Below are 21,085 nucleotides of genomic sequence, written 5' to 3' on the forward strand. Positions count from 1 at the left end.
TTACGCTTCAGGGGCTATTTCGTTTGCTTTTTCGACATCCACTTTTCTGGCAAAACGCGAAGCTATAGCGCTTATAATCATAATTTGTGAAGCGTGAAAAAGCATTAAAGGCAGTAATATAAGTCCTAAACCGGCCATATTACCGAAGAGAATTTTAGAAAAAACGGTTCCGTGAACCAGCGATTTTTTGGTACCGCAAAACTGAGCGGTGATACGGTCTTCCATATTAAATCCTAGAAGTTTTGCGATCAATCCAGTAATTAAAAAGACAACAACAAATACACCTATAACACCAGCAAATAGAAGGATTAAATCAAAGATTGAAACACTTGTGAATAAATTATCAGCAAACGATTCTGCAAAGCTTTTATAAATGATCAACAGAATAATACTCTTATCAAAAAGCGTGAGTTTACTGGTGTGCTTTCTAATAAAATCGCCCCAATATTTTTGCAGGAGCACTCCCACAATTACGGGAAGCAAAATCTGAAGAAGTAATTTTGAATAGATCGTGCTGAAATCAAAATCACTTGCGATTTCAGTCACAAAAAGTCCTATCCACAAAGGCGTAATCGCAATCCCTATAATACCTGAAATACTCGCATTAAAAATCGCAGCCGGAATATTCCCTTTTGCTAAAGAAACCATGACCACAGAAGAACTTACTGTAGAAGGCAAAGCAGCCAGAAAAAAGAATGCCAGCCAAATGATCTCCTGTTCCTCATTTTGAATTAAGGGTCTAAACAACAAAACCAAAACTGGGAATAGTAAAAAAGTAGACGCTTGTACCAGAATGTGTAATTTGTAATTACTCAAACCCGCCTTTAATTTTTGCGGACTCAACTTCAATCCATAAAAAAAGAAAATCAGAGAAATACCTAAGGTTCCTATTAAATCAAGAGGAACCGGACTCGACTCTAAACCCCATTGCGGAAAAAAATAGGCAACTATAATTATTATGATAATTGAGACTACAAATTTGTCTAACTTAATGCGCATATATGATCTTGTAAAATAGGAGTTACCTTTAGTATAAGTGTTCAAATTTAAACCAGAAAGGAGTCTTAGAAAAAACCGTTACCAATCTGTTTTGCTCAGATATAATTCTTCTTAGGTAGGATTTTAAAGCAAACTTGTGCAACTAATTGTCTCAAAATTGCTTTTGGTCTAAAAAATCAACTATAATAGAATTGTAATCAATATTTTTATAATCAATAAAACTAACCGGCAGAAATATAAATAGTTATTGAGTCAACTTTCTAAATAGTTATTTCTGTTACAAATTCCACTTGCTGGAGAACAGATTTAAAAAACTACTCACTTTAAAAGTGATTGATGTTTACTAAATCTTAAGCATAATAAATTACTAAATGAAGCAAAAAAGACCTTCAATAAAAGATATAGCTAAAGCCCTTAATGTTTCTATAACTACCATCTCATTTGTTTTAAATGGAAAAGGCGAAGAACGTAAGATCTCAAAAGAAGTAATTAAAAAGATAGAAGATTATGCTGAAGAGATTAATTACCGCCCGAATCAAATAGCTCAAAGCCTCCGTACCGGAAAAAGTAAAATTCTGGTGTTTATGGTAGAAGATATCGGCAACCCGTTCTTTGCAAAAATCGCAAGAATCATTGAAGAAATTGCATATCAAAAAGGATATAAAGTGCTTTTTTGCAGTACCGAAAATAACGACAAACGTTCTCGCGAACTCATTACGCTTTTTCATGAACGTCAGGTAGATGGCTTTATCGTAATCCCATCTCCCGGAATACAAAAAGATATAGAAAATCTGATAAAGAGTGACGTCCCAGTGGTTTTAGGCGATCGTTATTTTAAAGGTTCCCCAATGAATCACGTAGTAATTGACAACTACGGTGCTTCTAAAAAAGGTACGCAACATTTAATTGATAACGGCTTTAAGAATATTGCGTTCATATCAATAGATACAAAACAAATGCAAATGCTTGACCGCGCAAGAGGCTACCGAGATGCGGTAGATGAGGCCGGACTTTCTAACCAGGTTCTTGAATTATCATTTGATGATATACGAAAACAAAAAGGTAAAGACAGCGTTAAAAACCTATTGACTCAAAAAGAGAATATAGATGCTGTTTTCTTCTCTACAAACTACCTGACACAAACTGCTCTTGAGATTATTAAAGATATTGACCCCAAATTGATTTATAATTTGGGTATTCTCACTTTTGATGATAATGACTTTTTCAAAATCAATACACCATCTATATCTGCAGTAGCACAACCTTTGCAGGAAATGGGAGAAGAATTGATGCGTATTATGTTTAAACTATTAAAGAAGACAAAGGACAAAGAAACTCCGTTAATGCAAACTGTTCTTGAAGCTACCCTTACTCCTAGAGATTCTTCTAAAAGAAACACTTAATTTTTAATAATCAATTTTTCCTTCTTCAAAGTTGGTCAAATGGTGATTTTACTATTAATGAGATGAATTGTATAGTCTTTGAGATAGATTGTGCGCTCATCATTTCCTTTAAGAATTACTTTTGAAAGCTTGAGTTACTAGAGCAACATATCGACTCAATTTAAGAACAATCCACCCAATGTAGTAAAACGTTTTACCATTTTAAAATCATTATAAATCCCTAAAATAAAGTAACCTAAATCTTTAAAAAATGATAAAAACACTTTCTAAATATTACATACTCGCTTTAATCGCGGTTGTAATTTCTGGCAATTTACAAGCACAAAAGTATACATTAACCTATACGAGTCAAGATGATACCTTAGATCCTTCAATTCAAAAAGGAATTGAGAAAATCTTTAAAAAAGTATATCCAAAACTGGTAAAGGATTTCAATAAAAATTCTCAGAAGCATGTGACCATTAAAATTGATACGGCTTATGATGGTGTTGCTTATGCACATCAGGGAGCGATCACTATTAGTTCAGCTTGGCTTCATAAAAAACCCGAAGATCTTGATTTAGTAACCCACGAATTGATGCACTTAGTTCAATCATATCCAGGCGGAGCCGGCCCCGGCTGGTTGACGGAAGGAATCGCAGATTATGTACGCTATAAGTATGCCTTAGATAACGACGGAGCAGGATGGTCATTAACCCCTTTTAGTCCTAATCAAAATTATGAGAATAGCTATAGAATCACTGCGCGTTTCTTGCTTTGGATTACTCAAAATTATGATAAGAATCTGGTTAAAAAACTAGATTATGATTTGCGTAATAAAAAATATACACTTCAGACTTGGAAGGATTATACAGGTAAAACTGTAGATGAACTTTGGCAGGAATATGCATCTAAACCTAGTGTGAATTCTTAATAAGCCTTATATCCTAAACCCTTTTCAAGGGGTTTAGGATATTTCAACAAAGTAACACCATGAATAATTTGAGAATAGTGAAGGGACATTCAAAAATTATATTCCACGTTGTAGAGAAAAACCAGAAATAATCAAATTTTAAATTATGAAGAAAAACAGTTTATTGATGCTGAGTCTCTTATGCGTATTTGCATACTCCTGCAAAGAGCAACAAACTACAGCCCAAAACGAAAACGATGTAATTTCAGGAAGTGCCTCTTTACGAGCTCCGGCCTATCCTCTAATTACACATGACCCATACCTGAGTATCTGGTCTATGGGTGATGAGTTGAACGGAAGCCCTACAAAACATTGGACAGAGAAAGACCATTCCCTTACCGGCGTGCTTCAGTTAGATGATAAATTCTATCAGTTTTTAGGCATGGAAAGTAAGGTTTGGGATGCTGTACTACCGGCTTCAGATGAAGAAACCTATATTGTTTCTTATTCTGAAACTAAGCCTGATGATAATTGGGTCAAGACAGATTATGATGCTACTCCATGGAAAACCGGCGAAGCTCCCTTTAGCGATAATAAAAGTATGGCTGAAACATCTTGGACGAGTGATGACTTGTATTACCGCCGTACCTTTAATTTAGAAAGTACAGACCTTGAAACTCTTTATTTAAAATTAAGTCACGATGACAACGTAAAAGCCTGGATAAATGGTGTACAGGTTGCAGATATTAAAGGTTGGCTAGATAGCTACAAATACCTTCCGGTTTCTAAGGAAGCTATAAGCACCCTTAAACCTACTGGAAATGTTTTAGCTATTCACATACGCAATACTGCTGGCGGTCAATTTCTGGATGCAGGTTTAGTTACCGAGGCTAAATCAGAAAATAATATAGAAATTCAAAAAGCTAAACAGCTTAATGTTGCATTAAGAGCCAATCAAACCGAGTATACATTTGATGCAGACGGTACTCAGATTGCAATCACGTTTACTTCTCCCCTGCTTATAGAAGATCTGGATATTTACAGCAGACCCATCTCGTATATCAATGTAAAAGTTTATGGAGATGAAAGTCATAATGCAAAACTTTATCTAGGTGCTTCTTCAGCAATTGCAGTTAATCAGGAAGTTCAGGAAGTTGAAGTTTCAGAATATACTAACGGAGATCTAACGGTATTAAAAGCTGGCACAACTTCTCAACCGGTTCTTGAAAAAAGAGGTGACGATTTACGTATAGATTGGGGATATCTTTATGTAGCTGCTCCATCAGCAAATACAACACAGTACATCTCAGAAACTGCTCAGGGTCTGGATGCTTTTGTCTCTGGAGAAATTTTAGATACAAACGAGAAAACTACTGGTAAAAATTTAATTTTAAATACGGTTGCAGATCTTGGCGAAATTAATAGTGAAGGTAGCGAGCAACTATTTATGATAGGTTATGATCAGTATGAAGCAGTTAATTACTTTGGAAACAATCTAAAACCCTGGTGGTCTAAAGATGGTGCAACTATGGATCAAGAGTTGACTAAAGCCTACACTGATTATGAAAGCGTAATTAGCAAAGTGCACAACTTTGACGAACAACTTTATAAAGATGCTCTGGAATCTGGTGGTGAAAAATATGCAGATCTCTGTGTCACAGCATATAGACAAGCTATTGCTGCGCACATTCTTGTAGAAGCGCCTAATGGAGATATTCTTTTTCTTTCTAAAGAAAACAACAGTAACGGTTCTATCAATACAGTAGACGTCACCTATCCTTCTGCTCCTTTATTTCTAGTATATAATCCAGATCTTTTAAAAGGAATGCTTAACGGGATCTTTTATTATAGTGAAAGCGGAAAATGGAAAAAGCCTTTCCCAGCTCATGACCTTGGTACATATCCTATTGCTACCGGTCAAACTTATGGTGAAGATATGCCTGTAGAAGAAGCCGGAAACATGCTGATTCTTACTGCTGCCATTGCACAAGCCGAAGGAAATGCAGATTACGCAAAAGCGCACTGGGCTACCCTAACAACTTGGGCAGATTATTTAATGCAAAGCGGTTTTGACCCTGCAAACCAACTTTCTACAGATGATTTTGCCGGGCATTTAGCGCGTAATGCAAACCTCTCAGTAAAAGCCATTATGGCTATCGCCTCGTATGGAAAATTAGCAGAGATGTTAGACAATAAGGAGACAGCAGAAAAATATACGGCAGCAGCAAAAGATATGGCTCAGAAATGGAAGAATATCGCCGCAGACGGTGATCATTATACCCTTGCTTTTGAAAGTGAAGGCAGTTGGAGTCAGAAATATAATCTTGTATGGGATGAGATTTTAGGTCTTGACATTTTCCCAAAAGACGTTCAGAAAACTGAAGTTGCTTATTATCTTAACAAGCAGGAAGCTTATGGCCTACCATTAGATAGTAGAAAAACCTACACAAAATCTGACTGGATTTTATGGACAGCTACGCTTGCTCATAATGATGCTGATTTTAAAGCTTTGATGGAGCCGGTGTGGGATTTTGCAAACACTACTTCACAGCGTGTTCCACTTACTGACTGGCACGAAACCACAAATGGAGATAAAGTAGGATTTAAAGCTCGCTCTGTAGTAGGTGGCTATTTTATCAAAATGCTTAAGGATAATAAGTTAAACAACTAAATCTTAGCTTAGACAAGTCTCTATATTCAACGTTGAGACTTTTAAGCAGGCCTAAATATTCTTATTTCAATTACAGATTAATTAGCGTTAATCAATTCAAGCGGAGTTCCACTCCGCTTTTTTTTGGCTACAATTCAAAAAATAGTAAAACTACTTCGCAGCAAGCTAGCGAAGCATTAAACTGAACAATACAGTTTAAGAACGAGACAGGTCTCGAAACATCTAATCTCGATTATCGAGTAAACTAGCTAAATCATTCCATTCCTTAGCTTCTTATTTTAATCAATAATAGGATCTCAGATTCATAAAACTAAAAGTCTATATCCACTTTCAAAATTTCAGTTTGTTAGAAATTACCATGATTCTGTTAAAAAAATTAACTAACTGACGACTTTTTATTTCAGCTTATCGACTGCTGAAACAAAAACATAGGTATTTGAGATGATTTGATTTAAGCTCTAAAAAATCAAACGTTATAGTTTCGATTTGTAATCTATTCTATATTATAAATTGAAAATTATAAGTACAATTTGTCCTAAACACTACTAATTACGTCAATTTTAAGTATTAAGCGTAAAAACTACTTTTATTTTTATTTTACATAAAACGTTTTATTAAATTCGTTTTCTCTTTACGATATCGTTATCGTAATCAACGTTGATTAATAAAAAATTAACAATCAGGAACAATAACTAATTCTCACAAAAATGAAACTCAATGAAAAAACATCTACTGAAATCAATTAAATGGCATCCATTTTTGATGCTGACTTTTTGTATACTGTGTTTTCAAAACATACACGCACAAGAAACCATAACCATAGAAGGAAATGTGAGCAGTGCCAGTGAAGAAAATCCGGGACCGCTCCCCTATATTACTATAATTGTTAAAGGTACTACACGAGGTACAACAACAGACTTTGATGGTAATTATAGTATAACTGCAGCTCCAGACGCTACTTTGGTTTTTAGCTATGTCGGCTTTAAAACAAAGGAAGTTGCTGTTGATGGCCAGACACAGCTTGATGTAGCTCTAGAGGAGGACATTGCTGGCCTCGATGCGGTGGTCGTAACAGGCTATTCTACTCAGGATAAAAAGTCTATTACCGGTTCTATTGCTACCATCACCAGTGAAGATCTGGAGAAGGTACACGGTGGTGCTACTGTTAGTTCTGGGCTGGCAGGTAAAATTCCCGGAGTAAGTTTCCGAATGAATGACGGGCGTCCTGGGGCGAGCGCTTCAATACAAATACGTAACATGGGTACACCGCTCTATGTTATAGATGGTATACAACAAGATGAAGGCCAGTTTAACAACATCTCACCTAATGATATAGAAAGTATCACAGTTCTTAAAGATGCATCAGCCGCTGTCTACGGGGTGCGTGCTGCCAATGGTGTAGTTGTGGTAACGACTAAAAAAGGTCGAAAAGGGGTTAAAAATACCGTAAATGTGAATGCTTATGTAGGCTGGCAAAACTGGTCACGTTTCCCGGAGACAGTTAACGACTCGTACCAGTGGATGTTGGGTAAGGCTGAGGCCGAAGTGAATCAGTTTGGCTCCACAGGCATCACCACTGAAGAACTTGAGAAATACCGAATAGGTACAGAGCGCGGTTACCAATCTTTTAACTGGAAAGATTTTATAATAAAGAAAAATGCTCCGCTTACTAATGTGAATGTGAGTGCGACCGGTGGTTCTGAAAACATCAGTTACTATTTGTCTGCAACCCATTTAGATCAAGAGTCTGTTTTGGGTGACGAATTTACATTCAAGAGAAGTAACATTCAGAGTAATGTAGATGCTAATATTACAGACCGTCTTAAGGTAGGTGTACAAATAAATGGTCGTGTAGAGACACGTAAGAATCCAGGAATTCCGGGAGCAGATGATTACTGGTTACCTCGCTTTGCGATCTTACGTAACCGTCCATTTGAACGGCCTTATGCCAATGATAATCCAGAATATTTAAATGACATAGGCCATAATGAAACTAACTGGGCACTTCATAATTTTAAAATAGGTGGTTATGCAGAAGATATCTGGCGTGTGTTACAAACTAATTTTTCTGCAGAATATGATATTCCCGGTGTAAAAGGCTTAAAGGCAAAGGGAATGTATTCTTATTACATCGCAGACCGTGTACTCAATGGTCACGAATATACTTATGATGCTTACACATACGATCCCGAAAATGACGTGTATAATGTTACAGGCGGAAGCTCAAACCCTTGGAGAGAACGTAGAACGCGTAAGGTTTTGCGTAATATTTATCAGGGACAGTTACAGTACAAGCGCAAATTTGGTGATCACTCTCTAGAAGGTTTGTTTATTGTTGAAAGACAAGAAGCCAGATATCAGGAGCAGTGGGTACACGCAGTTCCTAAGACCAATACGTTACCACTCATCTATTTTTCAGATACAGATGCTTATGACGATTCTGATAATGAAGAAGCGCGTATAGGATACATTGGGCGCTTAAACTATAATTACAAAGACAAATACTATCTCGAGGTTTCAGCGAGGCGTGATGCTTCTTGGAAGTTTGCTCCAGATAAGCGTGTGGGGTATTTTCCTTCGGCTTCTGCCGGGTGGAGAATCACTGAAGAAGAGTTTTTTAAAGAGTTAATAGGTGATGATAGTGTTTTAAACAACCTAAAACTTAGAGGGTCTTATGGAGTACTTGGTGATGATAACATTGGCATTGGTGCTTATGATTATCTAACCGGTTACAACTACAATCAAGGTGTTGCGATCTTAGACGGAAACCCCGTTATCGCAAGTCGTGATAAAGGACAGCCTATTACTAATATTTCCTGGTTTAAGAGTAAGATAACAGATATAGGTGCAGACTTCTACTTGTTTGACTCTAAACTATCTGGTTCTGTTGATTATTTTTACAGAAAGAGAACCGGCTTAAGAGGTCGCAAATACGACATCCTTATTCCTAACGAATTGGGTTATGGACTTCCTGATGAGAATGTAAATTCTGACGCGCAATTCGGTGTTGAAGGTGCATTGTCTTATTCTACAAATTTTGGTGAAGTATCTTTCAACGTTTCTGGTAATGCTTCTCTCTCAAGAAGCAAATTTTTAGAGTCGTACAAACCTAGGTTTGACAACTCGTATCAGCAGTACCGTGCATCTTCAGAAAACAGATATAATACAATTTTCTGGGGCTACACGGCACTTGGCCAGTTTCAGTCACAAGAAGAGATCGATAACTATCCGGTAGATGTTGACGGTCGCGGAAACAGTACGTTACTACCCGGTGATATTATTTATAAAGATGTAAATGGAGATGGTCGTATAGATGGTTATGATGAGACGCCAATAGGTTATAACAATTACAACCCGTTAATAAACTTCGGTTTTAGTCTTTCTGCTGCTTATAAAGGATTTGATTTAAGAGCTGACTTCTCTGGTGCTTCTGGCTACTCCTGGAATCAAAACTGGGAACAACGCTGGGCATACCAGAACAACGGTGCGTTAAATAAAATCTTCTTAGACAGATGGCGACGGGCAGACCCATTTGACCCAAGTAGTGAATGGATTCCCGGTAAATATCCTGCATTGCGTTTTAACGATGGTGGGCACAGCAATTACAACAAGAATTCCACCTTTTGGTTGCATAATGTTACTTATATAAGAGCTCGTACCCTAGAGCTTGGATATTCATTACCAGATGATCTACTTAAAAAAATCAATGTATCGAGAGCACGCTTCTATGTAAATGCATACAATCTTTTCTCTATAGACAATCTTGCTGAATTTGGTGTAGACCCTGAGATATCTGATGCCAACGGTTTACAGTATCCGCAAAATAAATTCATAAACGTAGGAGTAAATCTTTCACTTTAAAAAATGAATGCAATGAAAAAATATATATACTTTTTAATGATTCCTTTTCTGTTGGGCAGTTGTACATCAGACAGCGAATTTCTAGATCGAGAACCCACAAATATCTTAACCCAGGATCAAGCCTTTGGCAGTCCGGATATAGTTCTATCGGTATTGGCAAACCTATATAATCGGTATTATGATTTTGGTACAGTAGAAGACTGGTCTTCTCTGGCTCAGTTTAATGTTGCTTTCTGGTCTGAAGCAGGTAGATATGGATACTTCCAAAATGGAGGTTACGGCTATGGGGACTGGGGAACATGGGATTATGGTTATATCAGGGAAATGAATTTATTTTTAGAACGACTTGAACTTTCTGAAGCTCTTGATCCTTCTGACAAAGCTCGTTTTGCTGCCGAAGGTCGATTTTTAAGAGCATCTTACTATTTCACCTTAGTAAAACGTATGGGTGGCGTACCGCTTATTCTCGAATCTGAAACCTATGACTTTAGTGGTGATGCTACCTATTTACAACATCCCAGAGAGACCGAAGCTGCGATTTATGACTTCATTTTAAATGAAGCAGATGCGATTTTAGCAGATCTACCGGCTGATGTAAATACAAAATCAAGAGCAAGTAAAGGTGCTGTTCTGGCTATGAAAGCAAGAGCTGCATTGTATGCTGGTTCTATTGCAAAATACGGAGCTTCAACTCCACAGGTATCTTTACCCGGTGGAGAAGTAGGCATCCCGACTTCTAAAGCAGATGCATATTATGATATTGCTTTAACTGCAGCTCAAGCTATTATTAATGGAGATGTAGGTAATTACTCATTATATGAAAAGAAACCAGATCTTTCTGATAATTTCGCAAGTATTTTCTACGATAAATCTAATAATCCTGAAGCCATTTTTGTAGAAGATTATAAACTACAAAGCGGTAAAGTGCACAGTTTTACCATTGCAAACCAGCCGCGTTTTGGTGCTGAAGAAGAAGAAGGTGGTCGCATCAATCCAGCTCTTAGTTTAGTTCAATCTTTTGAAACTTTAGATGGCCAATACAAAGCCTTTGAAACTACAACAACATCAGGAGATCCTGTATTCTATGAGAGTCCTCAGGACATTTTTGACGGTCGCGATGCGCGCTTAAAAGGTACTGTTATTGTACCGGGGTCTTCTTTTAAAGGACGCCCTGTTGATATCTGGGCTGGTGTTCAGTTAGCAGATGGTTCCATCGTTAGTGGCGATTCAAGAGGTCAGGAAAAAGAACTTCCGGGAAGTACAGGACAGGTTCAGGTTGTAGGTTTTGATGGTCCTATTGACGGACTAGAATTTACCGCACAAACAGGTTTTTACATTCGTAAATATCAAGATCCTAAAGCTGGTTCAGGTCAGCGTGGTACACAGAGTGATGTATGGTTTATACGTTATCGCTATGCTGAGGTTTTATTAAATGCTGCTGAAGCTGCTTTTGAATTAGACCAACCGGCTGTTGCCGCAGGTTACCTCAACCAAGTACGTTCTCGTGCAGGTATCATGACAGACCTTACTGCTACAGATATCACTTTTGATCGCATCGTTCACGAGCGTTTTGTAGAGTTTGCTTTTGAAGGCTTACATTTCTTTGATCTTAAAAGATGGAGAATCGCACATCAAGTTCTGGACGGAACTCCTATGGATGCTTCAACAATTACTCAAAATATAGGTGATGCTACTAAGAGGCTAACGCAACCCTTCGGTCTCTGGCCTTATAAATATTACAATCCGGGAGATCCTAATGATGGTGATTATCTTTACAAAATTGTAAAGCCTAACCGGGTAACCGGTGCAGACCGCTTTCAATTTGGAAATTACTACTCAGAGATAGGGCAGGATATTTTAAATAATAATCCACTTATAGTAAGAAACCCTAATCAATAATATTTAAATCGTACGATTATGAAAATAAGACACTATCTATATTTATCTGCATTGGCACTGATTTTTGCTTCCTGCGAGATTGACAACTACGATGAACCAGAGTCGTTTTTTACCGGGCGTATCGTCTATAACGGCGAACCTATTGAAGTAGGAGCACGTGAAGTTCGTTTTCAACTTTTTCAACCAGGATTTGGTAATCTGGCTCCATTAGATGTACATCTGGATACAGATGGCTCGTTTAGCGGTCGCTTTTTTGACGGGGATTATAAGCTGAAATTCCTTAACGGTCAGGGACCTTTTAAAGCCTATGAGGTTAATGAACAGCAAGGCGACACCATCTTTATTTCAATTCGTGGAAACACAGAAATGGATTTTGAGGTCCTACCCTATTATATGCTGAATAGTTCACAGTTTAGCGCATCTGGTTCAACAATTACCGGAAGCGCTAATTATACGCAGGTCATTACAGATGCAGACGCGCGTACTATAGAATTTGCAAGATTATACATTAACGATACGCAGTTTGTATCAAATAACGGAGATTATAATTTAGGTTTTAGTGATCTGGAAGTAAATACTGGTAGGGTTTCCGGAAACACAACATTACCTGATAATTATGATAAAGATTACATCTTCGCAAGAATTGGTGTAAAAATAGACGGTGTAGAAGATTTATTATTCTGCCCGGTTCAAAAACTTGATCTGTAAAAAATCTATTTGTTTGCATAGCCCTAAAGATTTTCCGTGTACGTGTACACGGAAAATCTTTTTCTTTTAAAAAATCAATAACTATTGTGCCCTTTACGAATATAAATGTTAAAACCTAAAATTCCTATTCCATCAAATCAAGATAAAGTAAAACGTTTTACTATATTTAAACCAGTATTTATCAATCGATGTAGATTTACATTCAATTTTCTGAATGATATAGGCGTATTAAACCATAATTATGATAGTTAGATTTAGTGTACTTCTAATCATTTTTACCGGCTGCTTAAAATTAACTGCACAGCAAGAGCTGGCAGATTATGTCAATACATTACAGGGAACAAATTCTAAACATGAATTAACCCGCGGAAACACCTATCCAACTACAGCTCTTCCTTTTGGGATGAATACGTGGACTCCCCAAACCGGTAACAACGGTGATGGCTGGAAATATCAATATTTCAAAGAAACCATTAGAGGTTTTCAGCAAGCGCATCAATGCAGTTCTTGGAGTAACGATTATGCCGTTTTCTCTTTAATGCCCGTAACTCAAACCTTAAAATTGAATGAGAATGATCGGCAATCTGGATTTTCTCACGATAATGAAACTGCAAAACCGCATTACTATCAAGTCTCTTTAGAAAATGGCGTAAATACCGAAATGGCTCCTACAGAACGCGGGGTTCACATGCGGTTTTCTTATCCTAAAAATCAGAAAGCATTTCTCGTACTGGATGGGTATACAGGTCTTAGCAGCATAAACATAGACAAGAAAAATAAACGCATAACCGGTTATGTACATAATGGTCGCGGTATGGATCGCTTTGAGCATTTTAAAAATTACTTCATTATTCAGTTTGACAAGCCTTTTAAAACTTTTGGCACCTGGGATAATACAACTGGCGAAAAAAAGGATCAAGCAATTGCTGCCGAAGGTAAAGGCAAAGGAGCATATCTTCAGTTTAAAGATGGCGCTAAAGTTCAGGCAAAAATCGCTTCTTCTTACATAAGCCTTAAACAAGCTGAGGTTACTTTAAAATCTGAATTAGGCAAAGCCAAAAATCTTGAAGCGACAGGGGCTAAAGCAAAAAAAATATGGAGTACTCATCTGAGTAAAATACGTGTTGAAGGAGGTTCTGAAACCAACTTTAAAACATTCTACTCTTGTTTTTTTAGAGCGAGTTTATTCTCCAGAAAATTCTATGAAATCAATGAGGCCGGAGAGCCTTATTATTTCAGTCCATATGACGGAAAGGTTCATGAGGGCTATATGTATACAGATACTGGTTTTTGGGATACATTTCGCGCTCAATTTCCACTCAATGCTTTGCTTTATCCAGAAATGCACGGTCGCTATGTCGCAGCTATTTTAGATGCATATGAGCAATGTGGGTGGCTACCCTCCTGGTCCTTCCCTAGTGAAGCAGGTAGTATGATAGGCAATCACGCCATCTCACTTTTAGCAGATGCCTGGGCAAAAGGTATACACACTTTTGATCCTGAAAAAGCTTTAAAAGCTTATTACCACGAAGCTACAGAGAAAGGCCCTTGGGGACCGGCAAATGGGCGCCATGGTCATAAAGAATACTATACGCTGGGTTATGTTCCCTACCCAAAATATGGAGAGGCTACTGCAAAAACCTTGGAGTATGCCTATGATGACTTCTGCGCATACAATTTGGCAAAAATGACGGGTAATGCTTTTTATGAAAATATATTTGGTCGTCAGATGTACAACTATAAAAATGTGTGGGATGACTCAGTAGGATTTATGCGTGGCCGAAAAGCAAACGGAAATTGGGTTGAAGATTTTGATGCCTACGAATGGGGCGGTCCCTTCACTGAAGGAAATGCCTGGCATTATGTATGGTCTGTTTTTCAGGATCCTAAAGGCTTGATAGATCTTATGGGAGGTGAACAGCAATTTAACGCAAAAATGGACTCGGTTTTTAGTGTTCCTAATACGGTGCATGTAGGTACTTACGGCGGAAAAATACACGAAATGACGGAGATGGAACTAGCAGATATGGGCCAGTATGCCCACGGAAATCAGCCTATTCAACATATGATCTATCTTTATAACTATTCCGGTCAACCTTGGAAAACCCAGAGTCGGGCTAGACAGGTAATGAGCAAGCTTTACAACTATACAGAAAACGGATATCCCGGTGATGAAGACCAGGGTCAAACATCATCGTGGTATGTTTTGAGTGCAATGGGTTTTTATAGCGTTTGCCCAGGCACAGATGAATATGTGTTAGGAAGTCCGGTTTTTGAAAAAACAACAATAACTTTAGAAAATGGCAATGAATTTGTGATTTCAGCAAAAAACAATTCAGATAAAAATGTTTTTATCAACAAAGCCAATCTCAACTCTGAAATCTTTACTAAAAACTATTTAACTTATAGCCAAATTATAAATGGAGGGTCTTTTGATTTAGAAATGACTAATACTCCAAATAAAACCAGAGGCTTAAAAGAAACAGATAAACCCTTTTCACTTACAGAAAATTAAAACTCAAAAACATGAAAGAAAACAAAAATTCCCATTCTGGTCACAGAAGAGATTTTATTAAAAAAGCATCTATTGCTTCACTAGGTATATCTATTGTACCCAGACACGTATTAGGTGGTGTAGGTTTTACAGCACCCAGTGATAAACTAGTAGTTGCCGGGATTGGTGTAGGCGGAAAAGGAGAAAGTGATATTAAAAGTTTTGCAGATTCTGGCAAGGCAGAAATCGCATTTTTGTGTGATGTAGATGATCGCAGAGCCGCAAACTCTCGAGCTCGCTTTCCTGGTGCAAAATATTATAAAGATTATCGCGAAATGCTAGAAAAAGAAGGCGATAAAATAGATGCAGTTTCAGTTTCTTCTCCAGACCATAACCACGCGGTACAAGCGATGGCTGCAATGAAAATGGGGAAACACGTTTATGTTCAAAAACCATTAACTCACGATATTTATGAAGCACGTCAACTCACTGAAGGCGCAGAAAAATATAAGGTAGTTACCCAAATGGGAAATCAGGGAGCTTCTAACAATGGTACCCGTTTAATGAGCGAGTGGTATGATGCAGGACTTATTGGCGAGATTGAAGAAGTTTATTGCTGGACAGACAGACCCGTCTGGCCTCAAGGAATCCCTTGGCCTCAAACCCCAGATACTGTTCCTAATGAACTGGATTGGGATCTGTGGTTGGGTACAGCTCCATATAAAGAATATGTAGGTGGTTTAGTTCCTTTTAACTGGCGAGGCTGGTGGGATTACGGTACAGGTGCATTAGGAGACATGGGTTGCCACCTGGTTGAAGTTCCTGTACGTGTACTTAACCTTAAGTATCCTAAAGATGTACAGTGTAGCGTAGGAAGTGTGTATGTAGATGAATTTAAACGCGGATATTTCCCGGATAGCTGCCCTCCTTCTAGCCACGTTACAATGACTTTCCCTAAAACAGATAAGACTAAAGGCGATATCAAATTACACTGGATGGACGGTGGTATTCAACCAGCACGACCTGAAGAATTAGGTCCTAATGAAGTTTTTGGTGATGGCGGAAACGGTGTATTATTTATAGGAACTAAAGGTAAAATGATGTGTGGTACGTATTCTGAAAATCCACAGTTGCTTCCTACTTCTAAAACTGAAAGAACTAAAGTTGCTGAGAAATATGAGCGCGTTCCGGGAGAAGCTAACGGGCATTATGCACAATGGGTAGAAGCTGCTCTTGCAGGTTATGGCAAAAAAGAAGTGAGTTCTCCATTTAGTGTTGCAGGACCATTAACCGAAACTTTATTGATCGCAAATCTTGCCATTAGAGGTTTTGATGTTCGTAAAGAACTTGAAGGTGGCAGAGTAGAATATCCGGGGCGTTATATTGAAATGCTTTGGGATGCCGAAAAGATGCGTGTTACAAATTTTGAAGAAGCGAATCAGTTTGTAAAACGTAATTATCGAGAAGGCTGGAAATTATAGAAATTTTGCTTTTATTATAATTCGGGGTCTGCTGCCTAAGGCTTACCCCTTTTTGAATAAAAATTTTGTATGAGTAATTGATAACCAAACACTTTTTAAAGTTTTCTATCAATTACTCATACTTTTTATATTAAATACCTCCAATAAGAATGCTTATGAAAATTATCAGAATTGTTTTGACCTGTCTTGTCTTTGCTTTGGCATCTTGCAAATCAACTCAAAAAGCACAAAAAATAGCCTCAACACCAAAAAATGTAATTCTCTTGATAAGTGACGGGACAGGTTTATCTCAAATATCCTCAGCCTTTTACTTTAAAGATCAAATGCCAAACTATGCTCGCTTTAATACAATAGGCCTCATAAAAACGTCATCATCTCAAGAAGATGTTACAGATTCTGCTGCTGGAGCTACAGCATTTGCTTGTGGGATCAAGACGTATAATGGTGCTATTGGAGTAGATGATGACAAAGCTGATGCAAAGAATTTAGTAGAACTAGTTTCGCAAAAAAATGTCAAGACCGGGATGATAGCAACTTCTTCAATCACTCATGCTACACCCGCAAGTTTTTATGCGCATACAGCAAGTAGATCTTCTGAAGAAAAAATCGCAGAATATCTCGTTGATTCTGACATTGACTTTTTTGCAGGTGGAGGGCTTCAATATTTTAATAAACGAAAAGACAATCAAAACCTACTTAATAGCTTTAAAGAAAAAGGATTTACTATAAATACAAATACTCTTGATGTTTTTGAAAATATAAAATCTAAGAAAAAAGTGGGGTATTTACTGGCAGAAGGAAGCATGCCTAAAATGGAAGATGGGCGTAAAAATTTTCTATCACAGGCTATAGACCTGGGCACTCAGTACTTGAGCAAAGACAAATCACCTTTTTTTATGATGGCAGAAGGTTCTCAAATAGATTGGGGTGGTCATAATAATGACGCTCCGTATTTAATTTCTGAACTTCTTGACTTTGATAATGCTATTGGAAAAGCATTAGACTATGCAGAAAAAGAAGGTAACACGCTAGTAATAGTAACTTCAGATCACGAAACTGGTGGTTTCACTTTAGCTGCAAAAAAGAAAAAGAGAGATGATGGTAGTGAATACAGTGACTATAGTGAGATAGGCCCTACATTTTCAACGGGTGGTCATTCCGCAACACTCATTCCTGTTTTTGCCTTTGGACCCGGTGCAGAACACTTTGATGGCATTTATGAGAATACAGCAATTTTTGATAAAATTCTGGAAGTAACAGGCTGGTAAATCTAGATATAGATTTTTATTTCTCTTGTTTATAACAACACCTAATCACGGCTAAGATTTAGACTTTATCCATTTCGTGATTTTAATGTATAAAAGTCTAAAAATTGATGATTGATCAAAAAAGAATGAAAACGTCTTTAAAACAAAAATATTTTACGCAACTAAAACGTTTTACGTTAACATATGCTTATATTTAAAACCTCAATTATATTTTATGAAAACATTATACTCAATACTTACTATATTAACCCTTACCAGCAGTTGCGCACAAAAGGAAGTTGCTAATAACAATCCAGTTTTCCCCGGTTGGTATGCAGATCCTGAGGGGATCATATTTGATGACACCTATTACATCTACCCAACTTTTTCTGCTCCTTACGATAAGCAAGTTTTTCTAGATGCATTCTCCTCTCCGAACTTAACAGACTGGACCAAGCATGAGCATATACTAGATACCGCTGCAATTAAGTGGGCAAAACGTGCCATGTGGGCACCTTCAATCATAAAAAAAGACAGTAAATACTACCTCTTTTTTGGAGCCAATGACATTCAAAGTGACGCTGAATTAGGTGGGATTGGTGTTGCCGTTAGTGATTCACCCGAAGGTCCTTTTAAAGATCATTTAGGAAAACCGCTTATTGGTAAATTTCATAATGGAGCACAACCTATAGATCAGTTTGTTTTCAAAGATAAAGACGGTTCGTATTACTTATACTATGGGGGATGGAGACATTGTAATGTGGCCAAACTGAATGATGACTTCACCGGTTTTATCCCTTTTGATGACGGAAGCATATTCAAAGAGATCACTCCTGAAAGTTATGTTGAAGGACCATTTATGTTTATCAAAGACGGTAAATACTACTTCATGTGGTCTGAAGGTGGATGGACCGGACCTGATTATAGTGTTGCCTATGCGATTTCTGATTCTCCTTTTGGACCTTTTGAACGTGTCGATAAAATATTACAACAAGATCCTGATATCGCAACCGGTGCAGGGCATCATAGTGTGATTCATGCTAAGGACTCTGAAGATTATTATATGGTTTACCATCGCAGACCCCTTGATGAAACAGACCAAAACTCCCGCGAGACCTGTATAGACAAAATGCACTTTGATGAAAACGGCCATATTAAACCCGTAAAAATCACAAATGAAGGTGTTGCTGAAGATCCGCTTCAATAAATTTAAAAATTTCATAGAATGCAAAAACTAAGGTGCTTAGCTGTCATTGCCGGTTGTCTTTTTATGATTTCCTGCGATAATTTTAAAGAACATAAACTAGAGATTTCTACTGTCGTTGTTCCCTCTGTTGCTAGCACTAATGCAAATTATGTAAGTAATCGTGCTCCCCTTACACCGAGCCCACTGATTAAACTCCCGCTAGGGGCTATAAAACCAGGGAGCTGGCTTAAAGAAAGCTTACAGCGACAAGCAGATGGTCTTATGGGTAATCTGGGTGAAATAAGCGCCTGGTTACAAAAAGAAGATAACGCTTGGCTGTCTGAAGACGGTACTGGATCTTGGGGGTGGGAAGAGGTCCCTTACTGGTTAAAAGGTTATGCGAACACAGGCTATATTCTTCAGGATTCTTTGATGATTAAAGAGTCTCAGATCTGGTTTGAAGCTGCGCTCAAAAGTCAACGTGAGGATGGCAATTTTGGACCAAAAATGGTTTCAGATCGTGATGGTTCACAAGACTTTTGGTCAAATATGATCATGTTATATTGTCTTCAATCTTATTATGAAGCAACTCAAGACCAGCGTGTAATTGATTTGATGACCAATTATTTTAAGTATCAAAACAGTGTGCCTGATGACAAGATGTTATCTGGTGTGCATTACTGGCAAACACTTAGAGGGGGTGATAATCTGTACAGTGTGATCTGGCTGTACAACCGCACAGGCGATAAATTTTTACTGGATTTAGCCGAAAAAATTCATCGTACTAATGCAGACTGGACGAAGCATGACAATTCATTAGATGAGATTCATAATCATAAAGAAACCCGCGACGGATCAGAGTTTCCTGAATGGTATAGTAAATTGATTGACTGGCACAATGTAAATGTTGCACAGGGTTTTAGAGAACCAGCTCAGTACTATCAACTGAGTAAAAATAAAGAAGACTTAAAAGCTACTTATGACGATTTTAAAATCATAAGAGAATATTTTGGTCAGGTTCCAGGCGGAATGTTTGGTTCTGATGAAAATGCACGCCCGGGATACAGCGATCCGCGTCAAGGAGTTGAAACCTGCGGAATGGTCGAGCAAATGAATTCTGATGAGCATTTATTGCGCATCACAGGAGATATTTTCTGGGCAGATCACGCCGAAGAAGTAGCATTTAATACCTACCCTGCTGCGCTAATGCCAGATTTTAGATCGCTGCGCTACATCACCAGTCCTAATATGGTTATGAACGATGATCAAGATCACAGCCCGGGAATTGCGAATTCCGGACCGTTTTTGATGATGAATCCATTTAGCTCGCGTTGTTGCCAGCATAATCACGGACAAGGCTGGGCTTATTTTACCGAAAATTTATTTATGGCTACTCCAGACAACGGGCTCGCAGCTGTTTTATACGCTGCAGGTTCAGTTACTGCAAAGGTGAATGCTGGTAAAGAAGTAACGATAACTAATGATTCAAATTACCCATTCACTGAAAGTTTAGATTTTACCGTAAACACTTCAAAACCGGTTAAATTCCCGTTGTATTTTAGAATTCCAGCGTGGGCAAAAGATGCTTCAGTTGCTTTAAATGGCAAAGAGCTTGAAGCTAATCCTTCTGTTAATACTTATTTACGCATTAATCGAGAATGGAATGATGGTGATAAAATAACACTAACACTTCCAAAGGAATTGAGTTTAAGAACTTGGGAGGCCAATAATAACAGTGTAAGTCTTGATTATGGTCCATTGACATTCTCATTAAAAATTGACGAAGAATATAGTAAAGAAGACAGTGCACAAACTGCTATTTGGGATTCAAAATGGCAAAAAGATGCAGATGTTTCAAAATGGCCATCTTACGAGATACATCCTGCATCCCCCTGGAACTACGGGTTGATTTTAGATAAAAATAATCTCGAAGACTCTTTTACGATAGAAACAAAATCTTGGCCAGATGACGATTACCCCTTCACGGTTGATGCCGCTCCACTTGTTATAAAAGCAAAGGGAAAACGCATCCCGCAATGGACTATAGATCAATATGGTCTTGCCGGCGAATTACAGCAAAGTCCTGTAAAATCTGAAGATTCTTCAGAAACAATTGAATTAATCCCTATGGGAGCGGCTCGTTTGCGCATCAGTGCATTCCCGGTAATCGGAGAAGACGACAATGCTACCGTTTGGAATATCACTAAATAAACCTTTAAACTTGTTAATTGCAAATTCACTCTT

The 21,085-nt window shown here is 37.8% G+C and carries 12 protein-coding genes; 11 read left to right on the forward strand and 1 reads right to left on the reverse strand.

Annotation, left to right across the window (positions count from 1 at the left end):
* Positions 1 to 999 (reverse strand): bile acid:sodium symporter, encoded by a 999-nt coding sequence (locus tag DSM03_RS12670; protein WP_128761994.1) that lies wholly within the window; start codon positions 997 to 999, stop codon positions 1 to 3.
* 371 nt (positions 1,000 to 1,370) lie between these two features.
* Here DSM03_RS12670 and DSM03_RS12675 point away from each other — a divergent pair, with 371 nt between their 5' ends.
* The 11 genes from DSM03_RS12675 to DSM03_RS12725 all read left to right on the forward strand — a co-directional run bounded on the left by DSM03_RS12675 (position 1,371) and on the right by DSM03_RS12725 (position 21,052).
* Positions 1,371 to 2,402 (forward strand): LacI family DNA-binding transcriptional regulator, encoded by a 1,032-nt coding sequence (locus DSM03_RS12675; RefSeq protein WP_128761993.1) that lies wholly within the window; start codon positions 1,371 to 1,373, stop codon positions 2,400 to 2,402.
* Positions 2,403 to 2,652: 250 nt separating this feature from the next.
* Entirely contained in the window at positions 2,653 to 3,315 is a 663-nt protein-coding gene (locus tag DSM03_RS12680) for a basic secretory protein-like protein (protein WP_128761992.1), read from the forward strand.
* A 145-nt stretch (positions 3,316 to 3,460) separates the two neighbouring features.
* Positions 3,461 to 5,965, forward strand: coding sequence for a glutaminase family protein (locus DSM03_RS12685; RefSeq protein WP_236638887.1), 2,505 nt, complete (start codon positions 3,461 to 3,463; stop codon positions 5,963 to 5,965).
* A 717-nt stretch (positions 5,966 to 6,682) separates the two neighbouring features.
* Positions 6,683 to 9,826 carry a SusC/RagA family TonB-linked outer membrane protein gene (locus tag DSM03_RS12690; protein ID WP_128761991.1) on the forward strand — a complete coding sequence of 1,048 codons (3,144 nt, stop codon included), beginning with the start codon at positions 6,683 to 6,685 and terminating at the stop codon, positions 9,824 to 9,826.
* Between the two features lie 12 nt (positions 9,827 to 9,838).
* Positions 9,839 to 11,725, forward strand: coding sequence for a RagB/SusD family nutrient uptake outer membrane protein (locus DSM03_RS12695; protein WP_128761990.1), 1,887 nt, complete (start codon positions 9,839 to 9,841; stop codon positions 11,723 to 11,725).
* Between the two features lie 18 nt (positions 11,726 to 11,743).
* Entirely contained in the window at positions 11,744 to 12,433 is a 690-nt protein-coding gene (locus DSM03_RS12700) for a DUF3823 domain-containing protein (RefSeq protein WP_128761989.1), read from the forward strand.
* Positions 12,434 to 12,674: 241 nt separating this feature from the next.
* The gene (locus DSM03_RS12705; protein ID WP_128761988.1) at positions 12,675 to 14,948 is read left to right on the forward strand and encodes a GH92 family glycosyl hydrolase; all 2,274 of its coding nucleotides are present in this window, start codon (positions 12,675 to 12,677) and stop codon (positions 14,946 to 14,948) included.
* 11 nt (positions 14,949 to 14,959) lie between these two features.
* Positions 14,960 to 16,408 carry a Gfo/Idh/MocA family protein gene (locus tag DSM03_RS12710; protein ID WP_128761987.1) on the forward strand — a complete coding sequence of 483 codons (1,449 nt, stop codon included), beginning with the start codon at positions 14,960 to 14,962 and terminating at the stop codon, positions 16,406 to 16,408.
* A gap of 155 nt (positions 16,409 to 16,563) precedes the next feature.
* On the forward strand, positions 16,564 to 17,676 hold the full coding sequence (locus tag DSM03_RS12715; protein WP_128761986.1) for an alkaline phosphatase: 1,113 nt from the start codon (positions 16,564 to 16,566) through the stop codon (positions 17,674 to 17,676).
* A gap of 214 nt (positions 17,677 to 17,890) precedes the next feature.
* Positions 17,891 to 18,862, forward strand: a complete 972-nt coding sequence (locus DSM03_RS12720) for a glycoside hydrolase family 43 protein (RefSeq protein WP_128761985.1) — start codon at positions 17,891 to 17,893, stop codon at positions 18,860 to 18,862.
* Between the two features lie 18 nt (positions 18,863 to 18,880).
* Complete coding sequence (locus DSM03_RS12725) at positions 18,881 to 21,052, forward strand: beta-L-arabinofuranosidase domain-containing protein (RefSeq protein ID WP_128761984.1); 2,172 nt, start codon at positions 18,881 to 18,883, stop codon at positions 21,050 to 21,052.
* The last annotated feature ends 33 nt before the right edge of the window (positions 21,053 to 21,085 follow it).

The organism is Leeuwenhoekiella aestuarii (assembly GCF_004104055.1).
Classification (GTDB): Bacteria; Bacteroidota; Bacteroidia; order Flavobacteriales; family Flavobacteriaceae; genus Leeuwenhoekiella; species Leeuwenhoekiella aestuarii.